The following is a 23455-nucleotide window of genomic DNA, read 5'->3' on the forward strand; positions in this document are numbered from 1 at the left end:
TGAAACAAATTGTTTGCTTATTTTATTTGGGGCGAGAATAGGAATTTTCTACAGCCAAAAATGCTTTTGTTGTTTGTTCGACGTGAACAACTTTTTTTGAATATTTAAATGGGTGAAAAGGAAATTTTTACGGCAAGTATGAGGCGTGTTCAGCATTAAAAGCTTGCTTCGGATGCTGGGGCAATAGAAACAATAGCGAATCAGAGAATAAAATGAGTTACTAGAACTTATCTATTTTAGTTGATTAGAAGTCAGTCCTGTTTTCTGACCAGCTACACGGCAGTTATTTACCGTTTTGGTGGTAAAATTCTAATGCTCGGTAGGGTATACTCGGCGTAATTGGAGTATTAGATAAAGCGGATATCAGTAGTTTAATAATTGAATGGAATTTCATTGGTTTTCCAAATTATAACCATGTTAATCTGAAATCTTCTTGGAAATAGCGATCGGTGAATATATTTGTGACTTAAAAAGTGATTTGTGCCTGAACTTGCATCTGCTGCTTATAAAGAAATTGATAATGGGATATTATCTGAGTTGAATCTCCGTAATCCCATTCTGCTAGTAACAGCAACTAATCTTGAAACAGATATTCTCCATAAGCATTTACATCCTTTGCCTAACAGTAATTCGATCTTTAAATTACATATCGAATCACATTATTATTATATAGCAAAGTTTGGATTGTATCCAATAATTCACGTACAGTGCGGAAATATGGGTGCTATAGGACGGGCAAGTTCTATTTTAACAATTAGTCATGCCATAAGCCAATTTAAACCAAGGGCTACGGTAATGATCGGAATTGCTTTTGGTGTCAAAGAGGATCAGAAAATTGGCGACGTATTAATTTCCGAAGTAATCCAGCCATACGATAGTAAACGCGTTGGTAAAGAAAAGTCAATTCCAAGAGGGGTTTCTGGACCAGCAAGTAAGTTGTTTTTAAGTAGAATTAGAAGTTTGCGTTTGGAATGGAAACACTTGCTGGATGACGGTAATTCTGAATCCGAAATGCATATTGGGCTGGTGCTTTCTGGTGAAGAACTAATAGATAACAAGGAGAGACGCGATGAGTTAACGGACCTTTATCCGGTGGCAATTGGTGGTGAGATGGAGGGGGCTGGCTTATTCGCAGCATGTGATTCGACTTGTGATTGGGTTCTTATAAAGGGTATTTGCGATTTTGCAGACGGAGAGAAAGGGATAAATAAAAAGAAAAATCAAATAGCAGCGATGAGTGCAGCTGTTAGTCTGTCTGAAGCTGTTTTTCTATCTCCTACGTTGTTTAAAGATCTCATCGCCGATATCGAAATTTCTGAGGGAACACGGCCGTGCGAAGTAAACCTACGTTTAGCGCAAAACGTATTATTTGACATCTTCATTAAAGAGTATGAACCGTACTATGTTGTTAGGCAGTGCGACGCGATTGTGTCCGGCCAGTTGAATATGTACGGTGTTTGGTTGTTTGGCCCAAGTGGATGTGGTAAGTCAAACTTGATTATCAGAACTATAGTAAGTAGAGAGTTGGAGTTGTGTTCAATAAGCTTAGGTTCATATATAGGCGAGGGTATTAATAGTTTATTTGCTGAAATTTATCTATGTATAGCTGAAAAGCTTGGTCAAGAGGTAGTGCCTCCAAGGGAGTTTGTGAAGATTCAAAAAGCGATAGTTAATGTCTTGAAAAATGTCAGGTCACCGATTGTAATATACCTAGAGGAGTTGCCTATGAATACAGAGGAAGAGTTTAAAGAGTTTATCCAAAAATTAAATGCGATACTAATAGAATTGCAATATAATCAGAGTCCTAGTTTTGTAAAATTTGTTCTGTCTTCAATTGAAGATCCAAGGCAGTATATTCCTCCAACTCAGAATAAAATTAAATCTTATTTAAAGTTTGTTCAACTTGAAAACTGGGAATCTAAAGACATTTTGAAACTGATTGACTTGATTTGTGAAGCTCTAGGTATAAAGCTTACTAATCAAGAAAAAGACGGCTTAATAGGAGATGCTGGTGGGTCTCCACGATTTATTAAAAAGTGCTTTCAAAACTTAGTCGCGTTGCATGAGTTAAATGGTGTAAATCTCAAAGTCGCGATCGCTGAGACAAAAAAAGATTTCTCGTTTACTTAGTTTATTTATCATGGAGAAAATTTTAAAGCCTTATACGATAGTTCCACGCGATTTATACGTTAAAAGGGATGCTGATAGGCAAGTTTTTAACATTCTTAAGGATATGGGAAGGCCTGGCTACGTTTTAGTTGCGAGGCAAATGGGGAAGACAAATCTCTTACTGAATGCAAAGAGAGAATTGGAGACAGATGAGGATGTGTTTGTTTACGTCGACTTGTCGAATTCGTTTGAAAGCATGAAAGAGTGCTTTGAGAATATTATTGACATCGCATGTGAAACAAATATGGATAAGTTTCAAGATGCCTATAGTTCTATTTTGAAATTTAGAGTAGAGAATAAGGAGATGTCGCCCCATAAGCTGCATGGTATTGAACTACGAAATTTGCTTAAGTGTACAAAAGGTAAAATTGTAATTATACTAGACGAAATAGATGCATTGACTAAAACTGCATATAGTGATCAGGTATTTGCTCAAATTCGGAGTGTGTATTTTTCAAGAGTTAACTATCCTGAATTAAATAATCTAACATATCTGCTATCGGGTGTTGTCGAGCCTACCGAAATTATCAAAAACCCTAAGATATCCCCTTTCAATATTGGTCAGAAGATTTTTTTAAATGATTTTAATAAGGCTGAGTTTTTTGAGTTTTTGGATAAGGCAGGACTTAAGGTAGAAAGTAAAATTGCTGATAGGATTTTTTATTGGACCAACGGTAGTCCTCGAATGACTTGGGACATCTGCTCGGAGTTAGAAAGTATTGAAACTGCGTCTCCAATTGATGAGTATATAATTGATAATCTAGTTCATGAAGGTTATCTAAAATCGTTTGATAGACCTCCAGTTGATAATATACGTGAATTAGTGAAAAATGATAGAGAAATCAGGCTGGCAATTGGCGAAATTTATAAAGGTAACGTAGCTGGTGTAACTGATAAGGTTAAGAATAAGCTGTATCTGGCAGGTGTTATAAATTATTATGAAGATAGCGTAGAAATTAAAAATGAAATAATAAGAAAAAGTATTAGCCCTGAATGGTTGAAGTCTGTCGATAAATTGGAAAGGGGAGTGTTGAAACTCGCACTTGATGCTTTTGGCGATGAGGAATTTTCTGATTCGCTAGCATATTTTGAGGAGTTTTTATCGAAAGATGATTTTAGTTATGAGATGAAAGATACCTATTATTACTATATGGGATTCTCAGCCTATAATTTGGGAAGACTTGAGGTTGCTAAGAGGTATCTTTCAGAAGCTAATTTTGACATTGATGCTTCAGCTGGATTATATCAAAGAAGATTACACCTTCTTGGCATTTGTTGTTATTACATTAAAGATGTATCTGGCGCAATTGCTGCATTAGAGGAGATTTATAGCGTAGGCATAAAAAATGATGTTTACTTTAGGGCCGTGTTGGATTTAGCTTGTATTAAGTCTTTTGATAATGACAGCGACGAAATTAAACGTGCAGAATCTTTAATAGACGAAATCTTGGAAGATGATTTATCTAAATATAAGATAAAGCCATCTGTCATCAAGGAGATTATCTCAGTAGCTAATTTTAGAAAAGCAAATGTTTTGCAATATTTTGATAAGCCAAGAGCTAGAGAATACTATCATTCATCGTTAATAAGTGCACCGGATACATTCAAGCCGTCGATATTACTTGGGCTGTATGAATTATCTGAGGACAGCGAAAAGGCTGAAGCTCTCAGATGTGTTGTGGGGAATATAGAGGAAAATTCCTTGTTGCCAATTAATAGCGATCTTCAAAATTTTCAAATAGAGTATAATCTTTATCATATTCACAAGATACTCTTAGAAACATTCAGGATTTGTGGTGAATATTATTTTGAAGAGACACTCAATAAGTTTTCATCAAAGGAGGGATTTGTTGATAAATTTAGATTTTTGATGGGGGCCTCAATGTTAGCATTTGGCCACTCGGATGATAAATATGGAATAGAGATTTTGACTTATCTTATTAATTATCCGGAATATGGTGACATGGATTCGGCGAGTCAAATTCCGGTGATTAGATTTCTGATATCTTTTGGCGCTGAGCTTAAGCAGGATAAAATCGATGCTTATTGGGAATATTTAGATAATAATAATACCACTACAATTGATAGCTATGATTTTGAGGCTGTATTACGAATTGCTGTCGAATGCTTAGAAAAAGATCAACTTGATACAGTATTGGATGTTATTCGAAGATTCAGATCTTATGCGTCAAAAGTTGACGAAAGGACAGCTGTCAACTATTTGTTGTTTGATCATTTGGAATTAAATGTCCATAAGATTAAGGGAGATGAGCGTTTAGTTAAGCTTAAAGCGGCAACTATACTTTCTAAAGTGGAATCAGCTACGGCTAGTGGTAATGTCGTTGGATTGATGAAGTATGCAAATTTAAGTGTCATAAAATCGAATGCTTTAAATGCTCTACAGTCCTTACATAAGCCTATTCCCATACGTGTTGTCCGGGAATACGGACGAAATGAAATTGTTCGAGTTAGATATAATGATGGGAAAGTAGTTGAGGCCAAATTCAAGAGGTTGAAGGATGACCTTGAAAGAGATCTCTGTGTGATTGTTGAATAAGGTTATAAAAAAGCAGGAGGTAAATGACTTAATGTCTCTTAATTCTTTCTAAATAATTTAAGACTGCTACGTAAGCATCCGGCCAAGTACATATTTCCCCGACAAACGAAAGCCACTAGCTTAGTTGCAAAAAACTATGACAACTTCATCCGGCGTTAGGCAGCGTAAATTCCGAAACAAAACAGAAATACACCGGCTACTACGTGAACAGGTAAGCTCAGGCTTAAGCATTAGTCGCTTTTGCGCCAACCACCAGATACCGGAAGGTTCCTTCCATAACTGGCGAAGGAAATATCAGTCTACAGATATGGGGCCGGATGGTTTTATGCAGGTGCAGATAACTCCGTCACAGCACACGGGTCTGTTTGCTGAGGTTGGGAATATAAAAATCTATCAGCCCGTCAGTGCTGCTTACCTGAAAGCATGATCCTTATGAGCAGTCTTATTGTGCTGGGCAACCACCGCTGTTACCACCTGTATCGCAAAGAAACAGATATGCGCAAAGGATTTAATCAGCTGTGCGGCATTGTTACCAATGAGCTCGGCCGCAGGGTAACGCAGGGAGATGCCTTTATCTTTATCAACCGGCATCGGACACACCTGAAACTGTTGTTATATGAGCATCGCGGCTTCACTATTTTTTATCGCCGGCTGGAAAAGGGAGCGTTTGAAGTGCCTGCATTTAATCTGGATGAGAAAAGCATGCAGCTAACAGCAGACCAGTTGCATTTTATATTACAAGGCATATCCTTACAGGCCATTAAATACCGGAAAAGATATCAACAAAAAGAGCCCGTTAGTGAATAACTAATCATCTGGTATGCAGCTATAAAACTGTAGATTGCTTAACATGCAACCGGCAGCTACACCAGATTACCAGACTTTATACGAGCAATCGCAAATGCGGATTGTTGCGCTGGAGCAACAGCTGCAACAGCTGCAGAAAATGATTTTTGGCTCCCGCCAGGAACGTTTTGTCCCGACCTCTTCCAATAATCCGCAACCAGCTCTTGATATACAGCCGGAACCGGTAGCTGCGGTTAGCCTTGTGAATGCACAAAAGATATCTTACACCCGGCACACGACTAAAGAAGAAGCCCGGGCTATACCACATCCCGGCAGAATGAGGCTTCCGGAAACACTTCGCAGGGAAGAAATTACCATCGAACCAGATACAGATATTACCGGGTGCAGGAAAATAGGTGAAGAGATAACAGAAATACTGGAGTATGTTCCCGGCGAGTTATATGTAAAGCAATATAAGCGTGCTAAATATGCACTGCCGGATCAGGGCGGTATTGTTATAGGTAAACTTCCGTCACGCCCATTGGAAAAAGCACTTGCCGGAGAAGGTTTGCTGGCACAGGTGATTATAGATAAATATATAGATCACCTGCCATTGCACCGTCAAATGCAGCGCTTCGAAAGAACAGGTGTTAAGATAGCTTACTCTACCTTGACAGACTGGGTTAGCGGCACCTGTCAGCTGATCACGCCTTTATTTAATGCACTGCAGGCCGAAATTCTTAACTGCAACTATCTCCACGCAGATGAAACCCCGATCAAAGTAATGGACAAGGATAAGAAGGGTGAAACTCATCGTGGCTTCTATTGGGTATATCAGGATAGCATTAATAAAACAGTGCTGTTCGATTATCAGGAAGGCAGAGGTCGTGAAGGACCGTTAAAGATGCTTGAAAATTTTACGGGCTACCTGCAGACCGACGGCTATGCAGCGTATAATATTTTTGACAAAGAGGCAAACATCACACACATCCATTGCATGGCACATGCGCGCCGTATGTTCAGCGAAGCGCTGGAGAATGATTATGAACGTGCATCATACGCATTAGAAGAAATACAGAAGCTGTATGTAATAGAACGTATCTGTAAAGAGCAGGCCCTGAACTTTGAAGAAACGAAGGTTGTACGAGGCATGAAGTCAGCTCCCATACTGCGAGACCTGGGGCTATGGCTTCAGCAGCAGTATGTGCATGTATTACCCAAAAGCCTTATAGGAAAAGCCATCGCATATAGCCTAAAAAGATGGCAGAAACTATCTGGTTACGTTACAGACGGCAGGCTAAAAATCGATAATAACGCCGTAGAGAATAGCATCCGTCCGGTTGCGCTGGGTAGAAAAAATTATTTGTTTGCCGGATCGCATGAAGCAGCCAAAAGAAGTGGTATGCTTTACAGCCTGTTAGGTACCTGTAAAATGCACGGTGTAGAGACTTATGCATGGCTTAAAGCTGTACTCCAAACAATCGCCGACCATCCGGTTAACAGAATCAAAGAGCTGCTTCCCCATCATTATAAGGTATAGCTATAAGGCATCGATATGTAAACTCGACGGAATAGCCAAGATGTACTTGGCCGGACGCTTACATTGTAACTAACGATTTTTTACTATATCAGATTATAAACGAGATTATGCATGGCATAAGGGTAATTGCATGGATCTACCAGAAGACTTAGAACAGCTCTCAACGGGATTCAGTCATTATACACGCACTGCTGTATTTCATCCGAACGGAAATGTATTGTTGGATAGCGAGGGTACTACCCACACTGGATATGATATTGTTGATGGACAATAAGGATCAGACTCCTAAATTTGAATGAAATATATACATGATGAAACAACTGCTTACCCTTGTATGCTCACTTTTCCTGCATCCGCTATTTGCGCAGGAGGTTACCGGGATCAAATACCTTAATGGCCAATCAGTTTCTACTAAAGCGCTGCAAAAAAGATTAGCGCATCTGGTGGACAGCGCTAAACTTGCCGGACTACAGGTAGCTATTATTAACGGAAATAAAACTGTATGGACAGCTGCTTTTGGATTTAAAGATATTGAAAGCCGGCAGCTTTTAAACGATAGTACTGTTATGTACGCTGCTTCTCTTACCAAGCCTGTTAGCGCCTATATTTTTATGCGTTTGGTTGATAAGGGTGTTTTTAGCCTGGATAAGCCTGTGTACACTTATTTTAAAAAGCCTATTGGGGCTTATGCAAAATGGAAAGATCTGGCGGACGATTCTGTTTCTTTTAAGCGCATTACACCGCGCATGTTATTAAGTCATAGTTCAGGTTTGCCTGTGTTACGTCAATTGTATGGGAATAAGGTGAATTTAATAGCCAAACCCGGTGAAAAATTCTATTACTCCAACGAAGGAATAAATCTGCTTGGATTTATGATTGAGGAGTATACCGGTAAAACACTTGAGGCAATTGCACGTGAAGAAGTTTTTGGGCCTTTGCAAATGCCTCACACGAGTATGATCTGGGAAAAGGAATTTGAAGGTAATTTTTCCAATGCTTACTTTAAAGATGGTAAGAGGTATGGCTCTGAAAGGCGCGAGAGTAGTCGTGCAGCAGGTTCTATGTCAACCACAGCAGTTGATTATGCTCATTTTGTGATTAACCTTATGATGGAAAAAGGTTTGAAGGAGTCTTCTTTTAAGCAGATGTTATCTTCACAAATAGCAGTAACCAGTAAGCGTGGTTTTGGGCCTTTGAAGGACAGCGTTACGCAGGAGAATAGCGCTATTCAATTATCGTGGGGGCTGGGAGTGGGATTGTTTCAGTCACCTTATGGAAAAGGCTTTTTTCATACCGGGCATGGAGATGCTAATCAGAATTATGCGGTGGCTTTTCCGGAAAAGGGGATTGCTGTGGTTTTACTGAGCAATAGTGAAAACTTTGAAACTGTTAGTGCGCAAATAGCGGAGGTTTGTATTGGAGATCACTATTCGCCATTCAGATGGCTGGGGCATTTAGATCGTTAAATATGGGAAAGTGTATCATTTAAAAAGCCGCTTCCTGAATGGGAGGCGGCTTTTTCGTTTTAATGATGTATTCAGCAGGCACTAGGCTGTTGCAGTTGCAGGCTCATCCTTCTTAGAAGGTATAATTCCCCATATAATAAACGCAATCAGCAACACTGCCACTGCCTTGCCGCCATACCTTGTATAAAAAGGCAGTTTATTCAGTTTGGCTTTATCCAGCTTTTGAGCGGCTAAAATTTCGTTCATCTCTGTTTCCGGAATATCGTAGTAGGTTTCTGTTTTTGCGTCAAAGCCTACCAGTTTGGGTTCTTCTGTAACGTATAAGGGAAGTATATACGCTATGTTGAACTCTTTGTGAAAGGTAGCCAGATCCAGGTGGTTGCCGTTGCGCAGTTTAAATTCTTCGGTATCGGGCAGGTCATGTACTTTATTCAATACTTCTCTTTCGCCGAAAGGAATTTTAAGTCTTGCTGAAGCGGTAGTGGAGAAACATGTAATTGCCAGGGTTGCAATAGCCGGACGGATTAAGGATAGCATTGTCATTTGAACTTTGTTTTTATTGTTAGGTTGCTGTTGTTACACTGAATGTGTAATCAGTTATATGGATCGAAAATAGCTATTTGGTTAAGGTGGTGTTAACAAATATTGGGCCGAAAGGAGTAACGCACTCTGGTTAATTTAAGGGGATAAGCGGCTAAATTATGCTAATGGATATGTTTTTGAGGTGGCGATATTTACGATGAGTATAAAGCAAAACCAAAACTACAAGCATATTTCCAGATGGAGAGATATTCTGCTGCTACCACAGACCAGGAGTTGCTTACCCTGTTAAGCGAGGATAACGAAGCTGCCTTTAGTGAATTGTACCAGCGTTATCACGTTAAAATGTTGCGCTATGCAGTAAAGCTGCTGGACGAGCAGGAGGCTATGGATGTGGTGCAGGATATATTTGTTACGTTATGGGAAAGGAGAGGCACGCAGGTAATACATACTTCGTTACCTGCCTATCTGTTTCATTGCATATATAATAAAGCGCTGAATATTTTTACGCATAAAAAATCGAAGGAGCGGTATCTGGATTCTTTTGTAGCGTACCTGCAGGCAGCAAAAGCGCTTGCGCCGGATGCGTTTTTACTGGAGAAGGATTTGCAGAAGCAGGTGGCCGGTAAGGTAGCTGCTTTTCCCCGGCAGATGAAAACGGTTTTTGAACTGAGCAGGAGCGGACATTTTTCTCATTTACAAATTAGTGAGGAGTTAGGTATATCCCGCGAAACGGTGCGTACCCAACTGAAGCGATCGCTACGGCTGCTTCGTGCGCATGTAGGCAGCTGGCTTCCGTTTTTATTTTAAATAAATAATAATTATTTGTACCCCCTTGCTTTCTTTCTCTTGTCTATATAATAAAAGGGACAAGCTATGAACAGAAAGGAGGCCCTTGATCTGCTGGAACGTTACGAAAGGGGGGAGGCTACCGATGCAGAGAAGCAACTGGTAGAAGCCTGGTTTTTATCGTTAGGGGAACGGGAAGATGCCGGTTTGTCTGACGATAGAGAAGCAGCGCTTAGCCGCCAACTGTGGAAGGCTATTCAGCGTAAAAAACGTTCTTCTTTCCGTTATACCAGATGGTTGGTGGCTGCTGCTGTTATAGGGGTGGCTGCTACTGCTGTGTGGTTTTATCTTCCTTTTACCAGGGTTACAGAAAAAGTGAATTGCCTGGCAGCTGCTATGCCTGGTGGCAACCATGCAGTGCTTACGCTGGCGGGTGGTAGGCGGCTGGTGTTAGACAGTATGGCTATTGGCAATACTGTTGCGCAGGAGAATGGTGTGGTTAGGAAGCGCACAGACGGTGAAATAAGCTACACCAGTGGTTTGCAGCAGCAGGTTAATAGCACGGAGTATAATACTTTATCTACGCCCAAAGGTGGGCAATACACTGTAACACTGGCAGATGGGAGCCGTGTATGTTTGAACGCGGGTTCTACCCTTCGTTTTCCTGCTCAATTTGATAAAACACATAGAACGGTAACGCTGGAGGGCGAGGCTTATTTTGATATTGCTGCTAACCCACATGCTCCTTTTATAGTACAGTCTGCCGGGCAGCAGGTGCGGGTGCTGGGTACGGGTTTTAATATCCGTGCTTATGCAGATGAGGTTTCTGTAAAAACCACGCTGGTTACGGGTAGGGTGGCGGTAAATCATACTGCTTCGGGCGCTGTTAAGTTGTTAAGTCCGGGAGAGCAAAGTCGCATTCATGCCGGTGCTGCTATTGATGTAGCAATGGTAGATACGGATGAGGTGATTGCGTGGAAGGAAGGGTATTTTGCTTTTACCAGGGTGCGGTTGCGGGATGCGTTAAAAGAGATTTCGCGCTGGTATAATATTTCTTTTGTGTATGATGAGGGGTTACCGGCTGATGTACAGATAAGCGGTACTATATCTAAATACGAATCTGCATTACAGGTATTACATAAGATAGAACTGCTGGGCGAGGTACAGTTTACTGCCCGGGATACGCATGTGTATGTAAGCAGGGTACCACACACGAACAAGCCATTGAAAAAATAGACATTAACCAACTAATTGCTTCACTAATTAACCGAACATTCCATGTACAACACACGCATTCAGGTGGGGGTGAACTGTAACACCACTTACGCAAGAATTCCGGGATGGGCAATGATTCTTTTCTGCATTCTGGTGGCGGGTAGCGTAGAGGCTGCTGTGGGCCAGAAACTGCATTTTGCGGAAAAGAAGATGACCATTGGCGGGGTTTTTAAAGAGATCAGAAAACAGACGGGGTATACCACGCTCTGGAAATCGGACATGCTGAACGAGGGTAGCCAGGTAACTTTTCAGCAAACGGATGTTGAGCTTACGAAGGCATTGGAAACCTGTTTGTCTGATAAGGGGTTGACCTATCAGATAGAAGATAAAACGATTGCTATTGTTAAAAAGGAAGAGAAAGAACGTACTACGCAGTATAACCATAGCTACACACCTGTGGCAGATACGCCGGTGGTGAGTGGTATGGTAACGGACTCGCTGGGTAAACCTGTGGCGGGTGCCAATATTGAGGTGGTGAGTAAGAAACTGACGGCGCAAACAGATGCGAACGGCCGCTTTACCATAGTGGGGGCTTTGCCTAAAGATTACCTGGCGGTGAGCCTGGCAGATTACCAGACGAAGATGGTGCAGGTACCTGCTACCGGCGGTAATGCCATGGAGATAGTACTGCTGGTAAATAAGGCGCTGGATGAGGTGGTAGTGGTAGGCTTTGGTAAGCAGAAAAAGATAAGTTTAACCGGGGCTATTGCTACGGTGGGTACGAAGGAGCTGCGGCAGAGCCCGGTGGCCAACCTTACCAATGCACTTGCGGGGCGTTTGCCGGGGCTTATAACGCTGCAGAACAGTGGCGAGCCGGGGTATGATGGTGCGCAGTTGTGGATACGCGGTATGGCCACTTTTACGGGCAACCAGGCACCATTGATTATGGTGGATGGGGTGGAACGTGCTTTTTCGGGCATTGATGCGAATGAGGTGGAGAGTATTTCTATATTAAAAGATGCTTCTTCTACAGCAGTGTACGGCGTAAGGGGGGCGAATGGGGTGATACTGGTAACTACGCGCAGGGGTAAGGAAGGAAAGTCGCAGATAAACTTTACGGCGCAAACGGGTTTGCAGGCGCCTACGCGTTTGCCGGAGTATCTGGATTCGTATGATGCGTTGAGTTTATACCGGGTGGGTTTAATTAATGACGGGCAGAACTATGCTATGTATACGGATGAATACCTGAATAAGTTCCGGGATAGGAGTCACCCGGCTTATCAGTACCTGTATCCGAATGTAAACTGGCTGAAAGAATTGCTGGAGCCGAATGCACTGATGTATCAGGGTAACCTTAATGTGAGTGGTGGTAACAAATCGGTAAAATATTTTACGTCTATTTCTTACCTGCGGCAGAACGGGTTGTATAAATATGCTGACTTGTCTGATTACAACATTCAGGCGGTGAACAACAAGTATAACTTCCGCAGTAACGTAGATGTAACCATTACGAAGGATTTAACGATGGAGCTGAACCTGGGGGAGATTGTATATGATAACAACTATCCCAATGTATCGGCCAGTGCTATATTTTCGGATATGCAGGGTATACCGCCTTATCTGTATCCCATGTCAAACCCGGATGGTTCGGTAGCTTACCTGCCAGCCAAGCCTTATAACCCTTATGGCAGGCTTACGCAGGGTGGCTATCAGCGTAATTTTTCCAATACCTTGCAGGCTACGGCGGGCTTTAACCTGAATATGCCGTTTATTACAGAGGGGCTAAGTACGCGGGTGCGGTTGTCGTTCGATTCGTACAGCTACCGCAATGTAACGCGTGGTAAATCTTACTTCACGTACCAGTATTCGCTGGCGAACGATCAGGAAACGGATTTAACCAAGGGCACCTATACCAAGGTTACCGATGGTACTAATAACCTGGGGTATGATGTGGCTGCTAACAGCAACCGCAGAACGCAGGTGGAGGCTTATATTAACTATAACCGTACGTTTGCGGCTAAGCATGCGGTGTCGGGTATGTTGCTGTATCAGCAGCAGAGCTTTTTTGAGGCGGTGGGTACCGGGCAGGCTATTCTGGGTTTGCCTTATAAGTACAATGGTTTTATTGGCCGTGCTACTTATGCCTTTAATTCTAAATTATTCTCCGAATTCAACTTTGGGTATAACGGATCTGAAAACTTCCCTGCCGGCAAGCGGTATGATTTCTTCCCTTCTGTATCGTTAGGATATGTGCTGAGCGAGGAAGAATTTTTCCAGAAGGCCGTACCGGTAATCAACTTCTTTAAAATACGGTCATCGGCGGGTACGGTGGGTAACGATAAAATTGGTGGTGAGCGTTTTCTGTATCAGAGTACCTGGGCGCTGGGTGCAGCGGGTTATCAGTTTGGGCTGAACCGCGATGGTTTGTGGTACAATGGTTCTGTAGAGGACCGTACGGGTAACCCGGATGTTACCTGGGAGAAGGCGCGTAAGTATAATATTGGTTTAGATATAGAAATGTTCAGAGGTGCTTTAACCTTTACTGGTGATGTGTTTTATGAAAAGCGGAATGATATATTGGCCCGGCCGGGTACCATACCTTCTTCTATTGGTATTGTAAACCTGCCTTATGTAAACCTGGGTTCTGTATCTAACAAAGGGTTTGAGTTTTCAGTAGAGTACAGGCGCCAGATGCGGAGCTATGGTTATTTTGTAAAAGGCAACTATTCTTTTGCGCGTAACAAAATACTGGAGATGGATGAGCCGCAGTATGTGGGCCGTGAGTACCAGCGCAGAACCGGCAGACGCGTGAACGAGCAATACGGATTAACGGCGCTGGGCTTATTTCAGAGTCAGGATGATATTAACAAAGCGCCCAGCCAGACTGCTTATGGTACCGTGCAACCGGGCGATATTATGTATAAGGATATTAACGGGGATGGTGTAGTGAACTCTATGGATGAATCTTACCTGGGTAAGTCGAGCACTCCGGAGCAGATTATGGGTTTTGCACTGGGCTTTAATGCGAAGGGTTTTGATGTGAGTGCTTTGTTTCAGGGCGCGTTTGGTGGTAATGTATGGCTGACAGGGCCAAGGGTATGGCCATTTTCGGGCGATGCCGGGGTGCTGGCAGATGTGAAAGATAATTACTGGACAAAGGACAGACCGAATGCCGCTTATCCGCGTATTTCCTATGCTGCCAATGCAAACAACGATCAGAACTCTACGTTCTGGCTGAGATCTACCGACTATGTTCGTTTAAAGAACGTGGAGGTGGGCTATACTGTATCGCCCAAACTTACGCAGCGTATAGGTATACGTAATGCGCGGGTATTTGTGAATGGTATAAACCTGATTACCTGGAACAGTATTAAAATATTTGATCCGGAAATTCCAAACAGCTCAGGCAACTATCCTCAGCAGCGTGTATTTAATACCGGGGTAACCATTGGTTTATAATAAATCTGAAGCGACATGAAACGAATTCAATTATATACTATCGCAAGCCTTTTTCTGGTATCGGGATTAGTGCTTTCTTCCTGTAAAAAGTTTCTGGATGTGGTGCCTTCTGAACTGGTTACTGAAGACCAGGTATGGGGTAATATTAACAATGCCAACGGCGCACTGGCGAATTTGTACGCTATGATGGCGGGCTGTTTGCCGGACGGGTGGACGGATGATATTACGGCGGCCACCGATGAATCGTTCCACCACTGGGGTGCGGGTTTTTATCCTTTGTATTATAACACAGGGGCGTGGAATGCTGCGAATAACCCGTATGATAACTGGACGGTTTCTTACCAGAACATCCGCAAGGCCAACCTTTTTCTGGAGAATATAGATAAGGTGCCTATTATGGGCGATCAGGCTGCTTATTATAAAGAGGTGATTCCGCGTTATAAGGCAGAGGTACGGTTTTTACGTGCTTATTTCTATTTTAACCTGTTTAAGCGGTATGGCGGTGTACCTATTATTACCCGCAGCTACAAACCGGCAGAAGGGGATGCTTTGCGTATGCCCAGGGCTACTGTAGATGAGGTGGTGGACTACATTACAGGGGAATGCCAGGCGGTGGCTGAGTTGCTGCCTCCGGGGTATGACAATGCGAATATGGGCAGAATTACCAAAGGTGCGGCACTGGCGCTGGCATGCAGAACGCTTACCTATGCGGCAAGCCCTTTGTTTAACGGCAATACACGGTATGCTAACATTAAAAATGGAGATGGTACGGTGCTGTTTAACCAGGCGTATGATAAAAACAAATGGCAGAAGGCGGCAGCGGCAGCAAAATCAGTGTTAAACCTGAACCTGTATTCGCTGAATAAGATACCAGGCGACCCTATTAACAGTTACGCGCAGGTGTTTAACAAGCGCAACTGGAGTGAACTGATACTTACCAAGGTAATAGCGAACAGCAAGAGTATTGAAAACGAACTGCTGCCTTATGGTGGCGAGTTTGGTGGCTGGGGTAAGTATAGTGTGCTGCAGGAGCTGGTGGATTGCTATGAAATGAAAAATGGTTTTCCTATTACACATAGCGGTTCGGGTTATCAGGAAACAGGTTTCTGGAGCGGCGATATGTATGGTGGTGGCGGCATTACGGGGCAGACTGTGCGTTTGGAGAATATCTCCAATATGTATAAAGACCGCGATCCACGCTTTTATGCTACCATCTTTTTCCAGGGCAGCAAGTGGGCAGTAGGTAATACCAACAATACGCCTGTATGGCTGGCCTGGTGGGGCTCTAACGGGGGCGCATCGCAGGGATGGCCCAAATCAACCGGTACATACCCTATTGGTGGTTATAATGTGCGCAAGTGGATTGATCCTGCGGTGGATATGAATAACTACTGGGGCTCGCCAGATGCGCAACGGAACGACCCTATTATACGGCTGAGCGAGATTTACCTGAACTATGCTGAGGCGTTGAATGAATATAATGAAGGGCCTACTGCCGAAGCGTTTGCTGCTATTAACGCGGTGCGCAGCCGGGCAGGATTACCTGATTTGCCTATTATAGCAGAAGATAATACCCGTGAGGGTTTCCGCAAGCGTGTGCAGAACGAAAACCGTGTAGAGTTTGCTTTTGAGGCACACCGCTTTTGGGATGTGCGCAGGTGGTTGATTGGTGAGCAGGTGGATAATGGTGCGGTGCATGGTTTAAATGCGCGGCCTACCACGCAGGAATTACAGAGCACCGGGCTGGATGTGAATGGTAAAGAAGCCGGGCTGGCAGTGTTTTATAAAAAGGTTACTATACAAAACCGGGTGTTTTTGCCGCAGCATTATCTGTTTCCTGTTCCGCAATCGGAGCTGGATAGGAATAAGGAGCTGGTGCAGAATTTTGGCTGGTAAATTTTAGTAAGTATTGTGAAAAGGCTGCTTCATCGGGTGATGGGGCAGCCTTTTTTTTATGCTTAGCGTAGGTTGATGGCTGTAATTTCCGGCTGGCGGTGCAATATGTCTATTTGAAGGTAGTGGTGGCTTTTACCGGTGGTTATGCCTGGTATTTTTGATCTGTCAACTTAAACAACGCAATTATAAAACGAATGAATATGGAACAGATTACCGTGTTTAATACAGCTGATACCGCCGTTACTAAAGTGTTATATACCGGACGTGTGCATGTTACCGGTGGGCGTGATGGTTATGCTAAAAGCGAAGATGGCAGATTGCAGACAGGTCTTACCCCGCCAGGCGCCAAAGGAACCGGCACCAATCCGGAGCAGCTATTTGCTGCGGGCTGGTCGGCCTGTTTTATAGGCGCTATGCAGCATAATGCTGCGAAAATTGGTATACCCTTACCGGCTGAAACGTCAGTAGATACGGAGGTGGATTTAGCAACAGGAGCAGATGGGTTTTTGTTACAGGCGCGATTGCGGGTGAACCTGCCGGGGCTGACTGCTGAGCAGGCGCAGCAGGTGGTAACGGCGGCGCATGCAACCTGCCCTTATTCAAAAGCTACGAGCGGAAATATCAACGTACAGATTGCTGTTACGGTGTAAGGGGGACTTTTATAGTACTCTTTTCATTATGAGAAGTGGATAGTATATTTCCGGTATGAAAAGAATATTGTTTCTTGTTCAGGCGATTGCTTTGCCGCTTGCGATGATTGCCCGGCAACCGGTGCCTGTTAAACCCCGTATACTGATAAGTACAGATATTGGCGGTACTGATCCTGATGATAACCAGTCGATAGCGCATTTTCTGATGTATTGTCATTTGTTTACTACAGAGGGGCTTGTTTCTTCACCTTCTTTTGGCGAGGGGAGCAAGCAGCAACTGCTGGATATGATTGATTTGTATGAGAAGGATTTGCCTAAGCTGCAACAGCATGTGAAAAATTATGTGCTACCCGATGACCTGCGTAAACTGTGTAAGCAGGGCAGGAAGGGGGCGGCGCCGCTGAAAGGGTATGCTGCGGCTACAGAAGGATCGGACTGGATTGTGAGTTGTGCCAGAAAGAAAAGCACACAGCCATTGTGGGTGCTGGTTTGGGGCGGATTGGAAGATGTGGCGCAGGCCTTACATGATGCGCCTGATATTCAGCATAACATACGTATTTACTGGATAGGTGGACCTAATAAAAAGTGGAGCGCCAATGCGTATGCTTATGTGGTTAAGCATTTTCCGGGGTTGTGGTTTATTGAAAACAATGCTTCTTACTACGGCCTGTTTTCAGATACGGATGCTGCGGATACGTTGAAGAAGAATAAATATTACGATGCGTATATACGCGGTGCAGGATATCTGGGCAAAGACTTTAAAAAGTATTACGGTGGTACTGTTAAAATGGGGGATACGCCTTCACTGCTGTATATGATGGATGGCGACCCGGCTAATCCTTTAAAAGAAAGCTGGGGTGGCAGTTTTGTTCAATTTAAACGCAGCCCACGGCGTGTATTTTATGACGGTACCAGTATTGCTGATACAGTGGCTGCTTATACAGTGGTGGAGTTGCATTTTAAAGGGCCTGTGGTGGCATTGCCTGAGGATTCTGCCTGTTTTACGATGGCGGTGCAGGCAAAGATTGGTGAACAGAAATGGCCGGGTTATTACGCCGGTAATGGTGATTATGTAGTTCGCTATGCGCCTAAGCAGGCGGAAACAGTTACTTACCAGGTAAGTGCTGCTATTCCGGGCTTTGCTGTACAGAAAGGGCAGTTTGTGGTGCGTAGCGGCTGGCCTGGTAAGCCGGGGCCGGATGATTATGTGCTGGGCGATAACTGGTATACTGACCGGCCTGATTCGGATTTGTTTTATGGTATACAGCAGGGCGCGCGTACGGTATCAAAATGGCGTGAAGCTGTATTGCTGAATTGGGCTAAACGATGGGCGTGGTTGCAATAAGTAAAAAAGCCGCTGATTGGGTCAGCGGCTTTTTTCATTCAAACGGTATCCTGCGCACTGCCATTTTTTATGCTTTGGCCTGATGCGATTTTAATAAAATCAGTTCTGTTATTTCGTTAAAGCCTTTAATGTTGGAATAGTCGATGGCTTTTTGCTCTTTTACATTTACGGCACTGATATCTGCATTGTTATCCAGCAGGTATTTCACCGTATCCTTTTTGCCGTTGGCGGCAGCGTAGTGCAGTGGGGTGTTGCCAGATTCGTCTTGTATGTTTATGTCGGCACCTTTTTCTATCAGCAGTTTTACCATGCTGATGTTGCCTTTTTTTACTGCCAGGTGCAGCAGGCTTTCGCCACCGTAGCTGTAGCTGGTGTTGAGGTTAAAGCTGGCTTCTACACTCAGGTTATTGGCCGTGGCTACCCAGTCCAGATAGGCGTTCATAGAAGAAGTGTCTTCGCCCAGTGGTTTGCTGAAGTTTACGTCTATGCCGTTGTCCAGGAACAGTTGTACCATTTCTTTCTGGTTGTGGGCGCAGGCATACCAAACGGGGGCCAGGCCGGTGTTGGTGGAGGCGGTGATATCGGCTCCCTGATCTATCAGTTGTTTGGCAATGGCTCTGTTGGCACCCTGACAGGCAATTAACAGCGCGCTTTCGCCACTGTCGTTGGTGTGGTTAACATCAGCACCGTTTTGCAGCAACACTGTAATAAGTGGCAGGGCTTTGGCGTGTACGGCCAGTATAAGTGCCGTGTCGCCGTGTTTGTTTGTGGCGTTAATATCGGCACCATTGTTCAGCAGCAGCTCAACCAGGTCTTTATTGCGTACCTGTGTGGCCAGCAGCAGGGCGGTTTCGCCATTGTTGTTGAGGGCGTTTACATCTATGCCCTGTTCTATCAGTTTGCCTGCAATTTCTTTCTGGCCCAGGTGGGCGGTAAGGTGCAGCAGGCTGTTGCCCGATTTATCGTTGATATTGCTGTTGGCGCCTTTTTCCAGCAGGTATAAGGCGGTTTGTTTCTGCTTTTGCAGGCAGGCAAAATATAACGGTGTTTCGCCTGCGTGGTCTTCATAATCTATATCCGCCCCTTCCTCTACCAGCACTTTTACTATATCTATGTATCCGCGGTGGGCGGCATAGTGCAGAGCAGTTCTGCCGCGTTCATCGGTATACTTTACATCTGCTTCTTTATTGGCAAGGAGTAATTCTGCTATTTTTCTGTTGCCGTTTTCGCAGGCAATAATGAATGACATGGACATGGTTAGTTGTTTTGATGTTGCAGCAACAGGTCTACTGTTTTTACTTTCAGGTTGTCTTTGGAGGCCAGTGTTTGCGCTGTTTCCTCCTTGTCGTTGGTGATAGATGGATCGGCACCTGCTTCTATGAGGAGTTTCACCTTTTGGTAAAGTTTGCGGGCTACCTCCTGCTCGTAGTTTACGTTGAAGGCGCATACTTTGTGCAGGATGGTGTTGCCCTGATCGTCCTGCCGGTTTACATCAATAGTACCGCTGGCCAGTACAGCTTTCAATAGTTCGGGTGCTTTTTCTGCCAGCCAGTCGGTACCGGATTTAGGTACCTGATAGTAAGGGGAGGTCTGGTAAATGTCTGCTCCATCTTCCAGCATTTGCAGCAGCAAGGCTATTGAGTCTGGTGAGTTGCCATGTAACATGCGCAGGTAGCCGGTAAGAATGTGTTCTCCTTCTTTGTTGGCATTGTTGAAATCGGGCGAAGCATATTCTTTCAGCTTTTCGTAAACAGCTTTGTTTTGCTGTTCTACTACGGCGAAATAGAAAGCGCTGTTGCCTTTGTTGTCCTGCTCGTTAGGATCGGCACCACTTTGTAACAGCAGATCGAGATAATTCTTTTTACCTCTTTGTACAGCCAGCATCAGTGGAGTGGTGCCTACCACATTTCGGTGGTTAACATCTACGCCGTTAGCCAGCAGCAGTTCTATATAGGCTTTGCCTTTGGTTTCATCCAGCATGCCTTTGTTTACCACATTGTGCAGCAGGTTCATATCTGCATTGTTTTTGTACTGCGCATTAAAGCCTTCTTCTATCAGGCATTGTATCACTGCGGGGTCGGCGGCTTCTTCTATGCAAAACTGTAGTACCGTGGTGTCGCGTACTTCATCGTTTTTGTTCTGTAGTTTTTGAACAAAGCTGCGCAGAAAAGCAAGTGATTCCTCATCACCTTTCAGGTTCATGGCTATGTTTTTAAATACAGATCGGTCGAAGGTGTCGTACTCGTATATGTCGGTTAGTACCAGTCCGTTTTCAATCAGATTGTCAATAAGGTCAAATGCTTTTTCACGTAGGATGCTGCTGATGATCTGTGACTTGTTGTTTTCTACGTACTGGCCGGAAAGAGGTTCGCCATTTTGTAAACGTTCTCTTGCTTCTGCAAACTTGCCGCGCATGATGGCTTCTGCTACTGCGGTTTCTGGTGTCATGGTCTTTTTGAGGTTGTGTTAACAATAGTCCATGCCTGGGGTAGGGCCGGAAATGATTTAAAGTAATTCAAAATCAGGTGCTAATGACTGCAAAAAAAAGGCCAATTGTTAAGTGGTACATCGTTGGGGGGTGAACAGTGTGGTTGCAGGGGAGCCAACATGGTGTTAACGCGGCATAAATATTGCTTTTTAACGCATTCAAACCATTAAACACTACGCACTATGAAACGACTTCTACTTTCCGCGGCCGTTATGAGCCTGCTGCTGACATCTGCTTCCAACGCTTCTGCCCAGCTTAAACTTAACAAAAAAGCCATTGGCGCTGTAGACAAAGGGGTAAAGGCGGCCACCTTTTCTGATGCTGACGCGGCTAAGCTGGCAGGTGAGGCGATTGCGTATATGGACACACATAATGAGGTTGCGGCGGCTGATGATCCGTATATGGTGAGGCTGACCAAACTGTTTTCCAAACATCAGAATGAAGGCGGGTTGAAACTGAATTTTAAGGTATATAAGGTAAAGGATATTAATGCATTTGCGTGTGCAGATGGCAGTGTTCGCGTATTTTCTTCTCTGATGGATATTATGACGGACGAGGAGTTGCTGGGCATTATTGGTCATGAGATTGGGCATGTGGCAAATAAGGATACGCGTGATGCTATAAGAGATGCGTATAAAACAGCGGCGCTTACAGATGCAGCGGCTTCTCAGTCGGGCGCAGTAAATTCTCTTTCTGAAAGCCAGTTGGGTGGTTTTTGTACTGCTTTGCTGGGAACCAAATTCAGCCGTAAGCAGGAAAGTGAGGCAGATGACTATTCTTATAACTTTATGAAGCAGCATGGTTATAACGTTACTGCGCTGGCAAGTGCGTTTAACAAGTTTGCTGAAATGGAAAAAGAGGCGGGTGATAACAGAAGCAAATCTGAAAAAATGTTAAGCTCTCATCCGGAGAGTGCTGACCGCGCCGCGAAAGTGCTGGAGAAAGCTAAGAAAGATGGGTTAGCGAAGCTGTAGGGCTTTTTGCTTAGGTATATATAGCAGTTTATGCAGTTGGCTGATAAGGCGATTGTGTAAGCTGCTTTTTTTATTGTAAAAACTTCAGGGAACACTTACATAGATGTTCCCTGATAGTTGACTATGCTTTAGTTAATACGTACATAAACAGCTTTACCGCCATCGGCTGCTGGTATGCCGGTATAAACAGTAAGGTTGTTGTTGCTTACTTCAAAGAAGTGGGTGGATAAATAGTCGTCGTCGGATACGAGTTTGTCTGCCAGTCTGTCTTCTCCGTAACCTCTCAGGGTATCTTTTACCAGTGTGAAGGCGCGGGTGTACTGTAATTTGTGGTTTGCAAAGCAATAAAGGGAATCATCGGAAATGAGAAACTTATTTCCATTTCCCTCCGCATGCTCCTTATAACCTGTTGAGCCATTGTCGGTAATGCGGAGTTCCCATTTTCCGGAATAAGAATTATTGGTGTCGTTTGATTTGCTACAAAAGGCAAAAATAGTGGAAACGGCTAGTGCCATACAAGCGATACGCATAATAAGTTTTTTTAAACATGATGGTGCAGTTGCTTTGGGCGTTGCATGTACGGATATAATTTTTATTTATACGGACTACTTATATTTGATGTAAGTAATATGAAAAAGATACTGCAAGACAGAAGCTTTCGCCTGTTTATACTCTTAACTCTTATCTTCTTCGGTAATGATATTATAAACGTTACGGTAAGAGATAATTAAAAACCTATATTGAATGAAACCAATTTTACTCTTTCTTATTTCCAGTATTTGCTTCAGCCCTTTTGTACATGCACAGGATACGGCGCGTAAGCAGGCCCGTGAAGATGATGGTGGCTTTTTTATGCGTATAGAGACTGCGGCTGAATATACCGGTGGAAGCGCTGCCTGGAAGAAGTATCTGAAACGTGAACTGGATGATTCAGTAGCTATTCGTAATCATGCACCGGCAGGAGCTTACACTGTTGTAGCTTTCTTTGAGATTGGAAAAGATGGAACGGTTTCTAAAGTAAATATTAAAGAAGACCCAGGATTTGGTATGGTTACCGAGGTTACAAGGGTATTGGAAAAATCGCCCCGCTGGAAGCCTGCAACCAGAGATGGTAAACCGGTTGTTGCTTTACACAGGGAGAGTTTCTTGTTTAAAGTAGAACAGAAACAGTAATGTGTTTCTATTTCAACCTCTCCAGAACGCCTTTTCGTTTTACGAGATTTTTATAATCCCATTGAATGTTTCTGGCTTTATCCAGCCAACGTTTAAGATCAGTGGTATTAATGTCTTGTGCAGTAGTGTAGCGTATTTCTGCTGCTTTGAATTTGCCTTCTTTTTGTAGTAAGGGTTCATTGAATGATTGTCCGCTCCAGAACATAAGGTTCATGCCGGTTTTGCGTGTGCTGTAGCCTGCAATGGGATTTCCGTCCAGGAACCATACGGGATGGCGGTGCCATATTTTGTGTTCCGCTTCGGGCAGGCTTTCGCATATGACCTCATATAACAGGTTGGCTATTTCCTGATCTGTGGCTGACAGTGAGTTATGGTATGTTTCGATTTCCTGAAGCATATGGCTTAGAT

At 43.7% G+C, this 23455-nt stretch carries 19 protein-coding genes; 14 read left to right on the forward strand and 5 right to left on the reverse strand.

The features are described 5' to 3' along the window. The first annotated feature begins 480 nt into the window (after window positions 1-480). The 6 genes from IEY13_RS02210 (at window position 481) to IEY13_RS02235 (ending at window position 8518) form a co-directional block, all read left to right on the forward strand. Window positions 481-2130 carry a 5'-methylthioadenosine/S-adenosylhomocysteine nucleosidase family protein gene (locus IEY13_RS02210; RefSeq protein ID WP_188950239.1) on the forward strand — a complete coding sequence of 550 codons (1650 nt, stop codon included), beginning with the start codon at window positions 481-483 and terminating at the stop codon, window positions 2128-2130. A 10-nt stretch (window positions 2131-2140) separates the two neighbouring features. After that, window positions 2141-4726, forward strand: a complete 2586-nt coding sequence (locus tag IEY13_RS02215; protein WP_188950241.1) for an AAA-like domain-containing protein — start codon at window positions 2141-2143, stop codon at window positions 4724-4726. Window positions 4727-4862: 136 nt separating this feature from the next. Further along, entirely contained in the window at window positions 4863-5153 is a 291-nt protein-coding gene (gene tnpA, locus IEY13_RS02220; protein ID WP_188950243.1) for an IS66 family insertion sequence element accessory protein TnpA, read from the forward strand. 5 nt (window positions 5154-5158) lie between these two features. Then, a complete protein-coding gene (gene tnpB / locus IEY13_RS02225; RefSeq protein WP_188950245.1) occupies window positions 5159-5533 on the forward strand; it encodes an IS66 family insertion sequence element accessory protein TnpB in 375 nt (124 codons plus the stop codon). A gap of 43 nt (window positions 5534-5576) precedes the next feature. Beyond that, window positions 5577-7052: an IS66 family transposase gene (gene tnpC / locus IEY13_RS02230; protein WP_188950247.1), complete on the forward strand. Its 1476-nt coding sequence runs from the start codon at window positions 5577-5579 to the stop codon at window positions 7050-7052. A 308-nt stretch (window positions 7053-7360) separates the two neighbouring features. Then, entirely contained in the window at window positions 7361-8518 is a 1158-nt protein-coding gene (locus tag IEY13_RS02235) for a serine hydrolase domain-containing protein (RefSeq protein ID WP_188950249.1), read from the forward strand. 81 nt (window positions 8519-8599) lie between these two features. Here the strand turns inward: IEY13_RS02235 and IEY13_RS02240 are convergent, their stop codons facing one another. Continuing rightward, window positions 8600-9061, reverse strand: coding sequence for a hypothetical protein (locus IEY13_RS02240; protein ID WP_188950251.1), 462 nt, complete (start codon window positions 9059-9061; stop codon window positions 8600-8602). Between the two features lie 237 nt (window positions 9062-9298). Here IEY13_RS02240 and IEY13_RS02245 point away from each other — a divergent pair, with 237 nt between their 5' ends. The 6 genes from IEY13_RS02245 to IEY13_RS02270 all read left to right on the forward strand — a co-directional run bounded on the left by IEY13_RS02245 (window position 9299) and on the right by IEY13_RS02270 (window position 18412). After that, a complete protein-coding gene (locus IEY13_RS02245; protein ID WP_188950252.1) occupies window positions 9299-9868 on the forward strand; it encodes an RNA polymerase sigma-70 factor in 570 nt (189 codons plus the stop codon). 66 nt (window positions 9869-9934) lie between these two features. Then, the gene (locus IEY13_RS02250) at window positions 9935-11083 is read left to right on the forward strand and encodes a FecR family protein (protein WP_188950255.1); all 1149 of its coding nucleotides are present in this window, start codon (window positions 9935-9937) and stop codon (window positions 11081-11083) included. A gap of 42 nt (window positions 11084-11125) precedes the next feature. After that, on the forward strand, window positions 11126-14521 hold the full coding sequence (locus IEY13_RS02255; RefSeq protein ID WP_188950258.1) for a SusC/RagA family TonB-linked outer membrane protein: 3396 nt from the start codon (window positions 11126-11128) through the stop codon (window positions 14519-14521). A gap of 15 nt (window positions 14522-14536) precedes the next feature. Next, window positions 14537-16417 carry a RagB/SusD family nutrient uptake outer membrane protein gene (locus tag IEY13_RS02260; protein ID WP_188950260.1) on the forward strand — a complete coding sequence of 627 codons (1881 nt, stop codon included), beginning with the start codon at window positions 14537-14539 and terminating at the stop codon, window positions 16415-16417. A gap of 200 nt (window positions 16418-16617) precedes the next feature. Then, window positions 16618-17067, forward strand: a complete 450-nt coding sequence (locus IEY13_RS02265; protein ID WP_188950262.1) for an organic hydroperoxide resistance protein — start codon at window positions 16618-16620, stop codon at window positions 17065-17067. Between the two features lie 55 nt (window positions 17068-17122). Then, on the forward strand, window positions 17123-18412 hold the full coding sequence (locus tag IEY13_RS02270; protein WP_188950264.1) for a nucleoside hydrolase-like domain-containing protein: 1290 nt from the start codon (window positions 17123-17125) through the stop codon (window positions 18410-18412). A gap of 67 nt (window positions 18413-18479) precedes the next feature. Here IEY13_RS02270 and IEY13_RS02275 read toward each other — a convergent pair whose 3' ends face one another. After that, a complete protein-coding gene (locus IEY13_RS02275; RefSeq protein ID WP_188950266.1) occupies window positions 18480-19667 on the reverse strand; it encodes an ankyrin repeat domain-containing protein in 1188 nt (395 codons plus the stop codon). Window positions 19668-19669: 2 nt separating this feature from the next. Continuing rightward, on the reverse strand, window positions 19670-20860 hold the full coding sequence (locus tag IEY13_RS02280; RefSeq protein WP_188950268.1) for an ankyrin repeat domain-containing protein: 1191 nt from the start codon (window positions 20858-20860) through the stop codon (window positions 19670-19672). Window positions 20861-21082: 222 nt separating this feature from the next. Between IEY13_RS02280 and IEY13_RS02285 the strand changes: the two genes are divergently transcribed. Continuing rightward, window positions 21083-21874, forward strand: a complete 792-nt coding sequence (locus IEY13_RS02285) for a M48 family metalloprotease (RefSeq protein WP_188950270.1) — start codon at window positions 21083-21085, stop codon at window positions 21872-21874. A 128-nt stretch (window positions 21875-22002) separates the two neighbouring features. Here the strand turns inward: IEY13_RS02285 and IEY13_RS02290 are convergent, their stop codons facing one another. Further along, entirely contained in the window at window positions 22003-22404 is a 402-nt protein-coding gene (locus IEY13_RS02290; RefSeq protein ID WP_188950272.1) for a hypothetical protein, read from the reverse strand. A gap of 214 nt (window positions 22405-22618) precedes the next feature. On the opposite strand from IEY13_RS02290, the gene IEY13_RS02295 reads away from it, so the two are divergent. Then, the gene (locus tag IEY13_RS02295) at window positions 22619-23047 is read left to right on the forward strand and encodes an energy transducer TonB (protein WP_188950274.1); all 429 of its coding nucleotides are present in this window, start codon (window positions 22619-22621) and stop codon (window positions 23045-23047) included. Between the two features lie 7 nt (window positions 23048-23054). Here IEY13_RS02295 and IEY13_RS02300 read toward each other — a convergent pair whose 3' ends face one another. Then, window positions 23055-23444, reverse strand: coding sequence for a DUF1801 domain-containing protein (locus IEY13_RS02300; protein WP_188950276.1), 390 nt, complete (start codon window positions 23442-23444; stop codon window positions 23055-23057). Window positions 23445-23455 lie beyond the last annotated feature (11 nt).

The sequence above is a fragment of the Filimonas zeae genome (genome assembly GCF_014641615.1).
Lineage (GTDB): Bacteria > Bacteroidota > Bacteroidia > Chitinophagales > Chitinophagaceae > Filimonas > Filimonas zeae.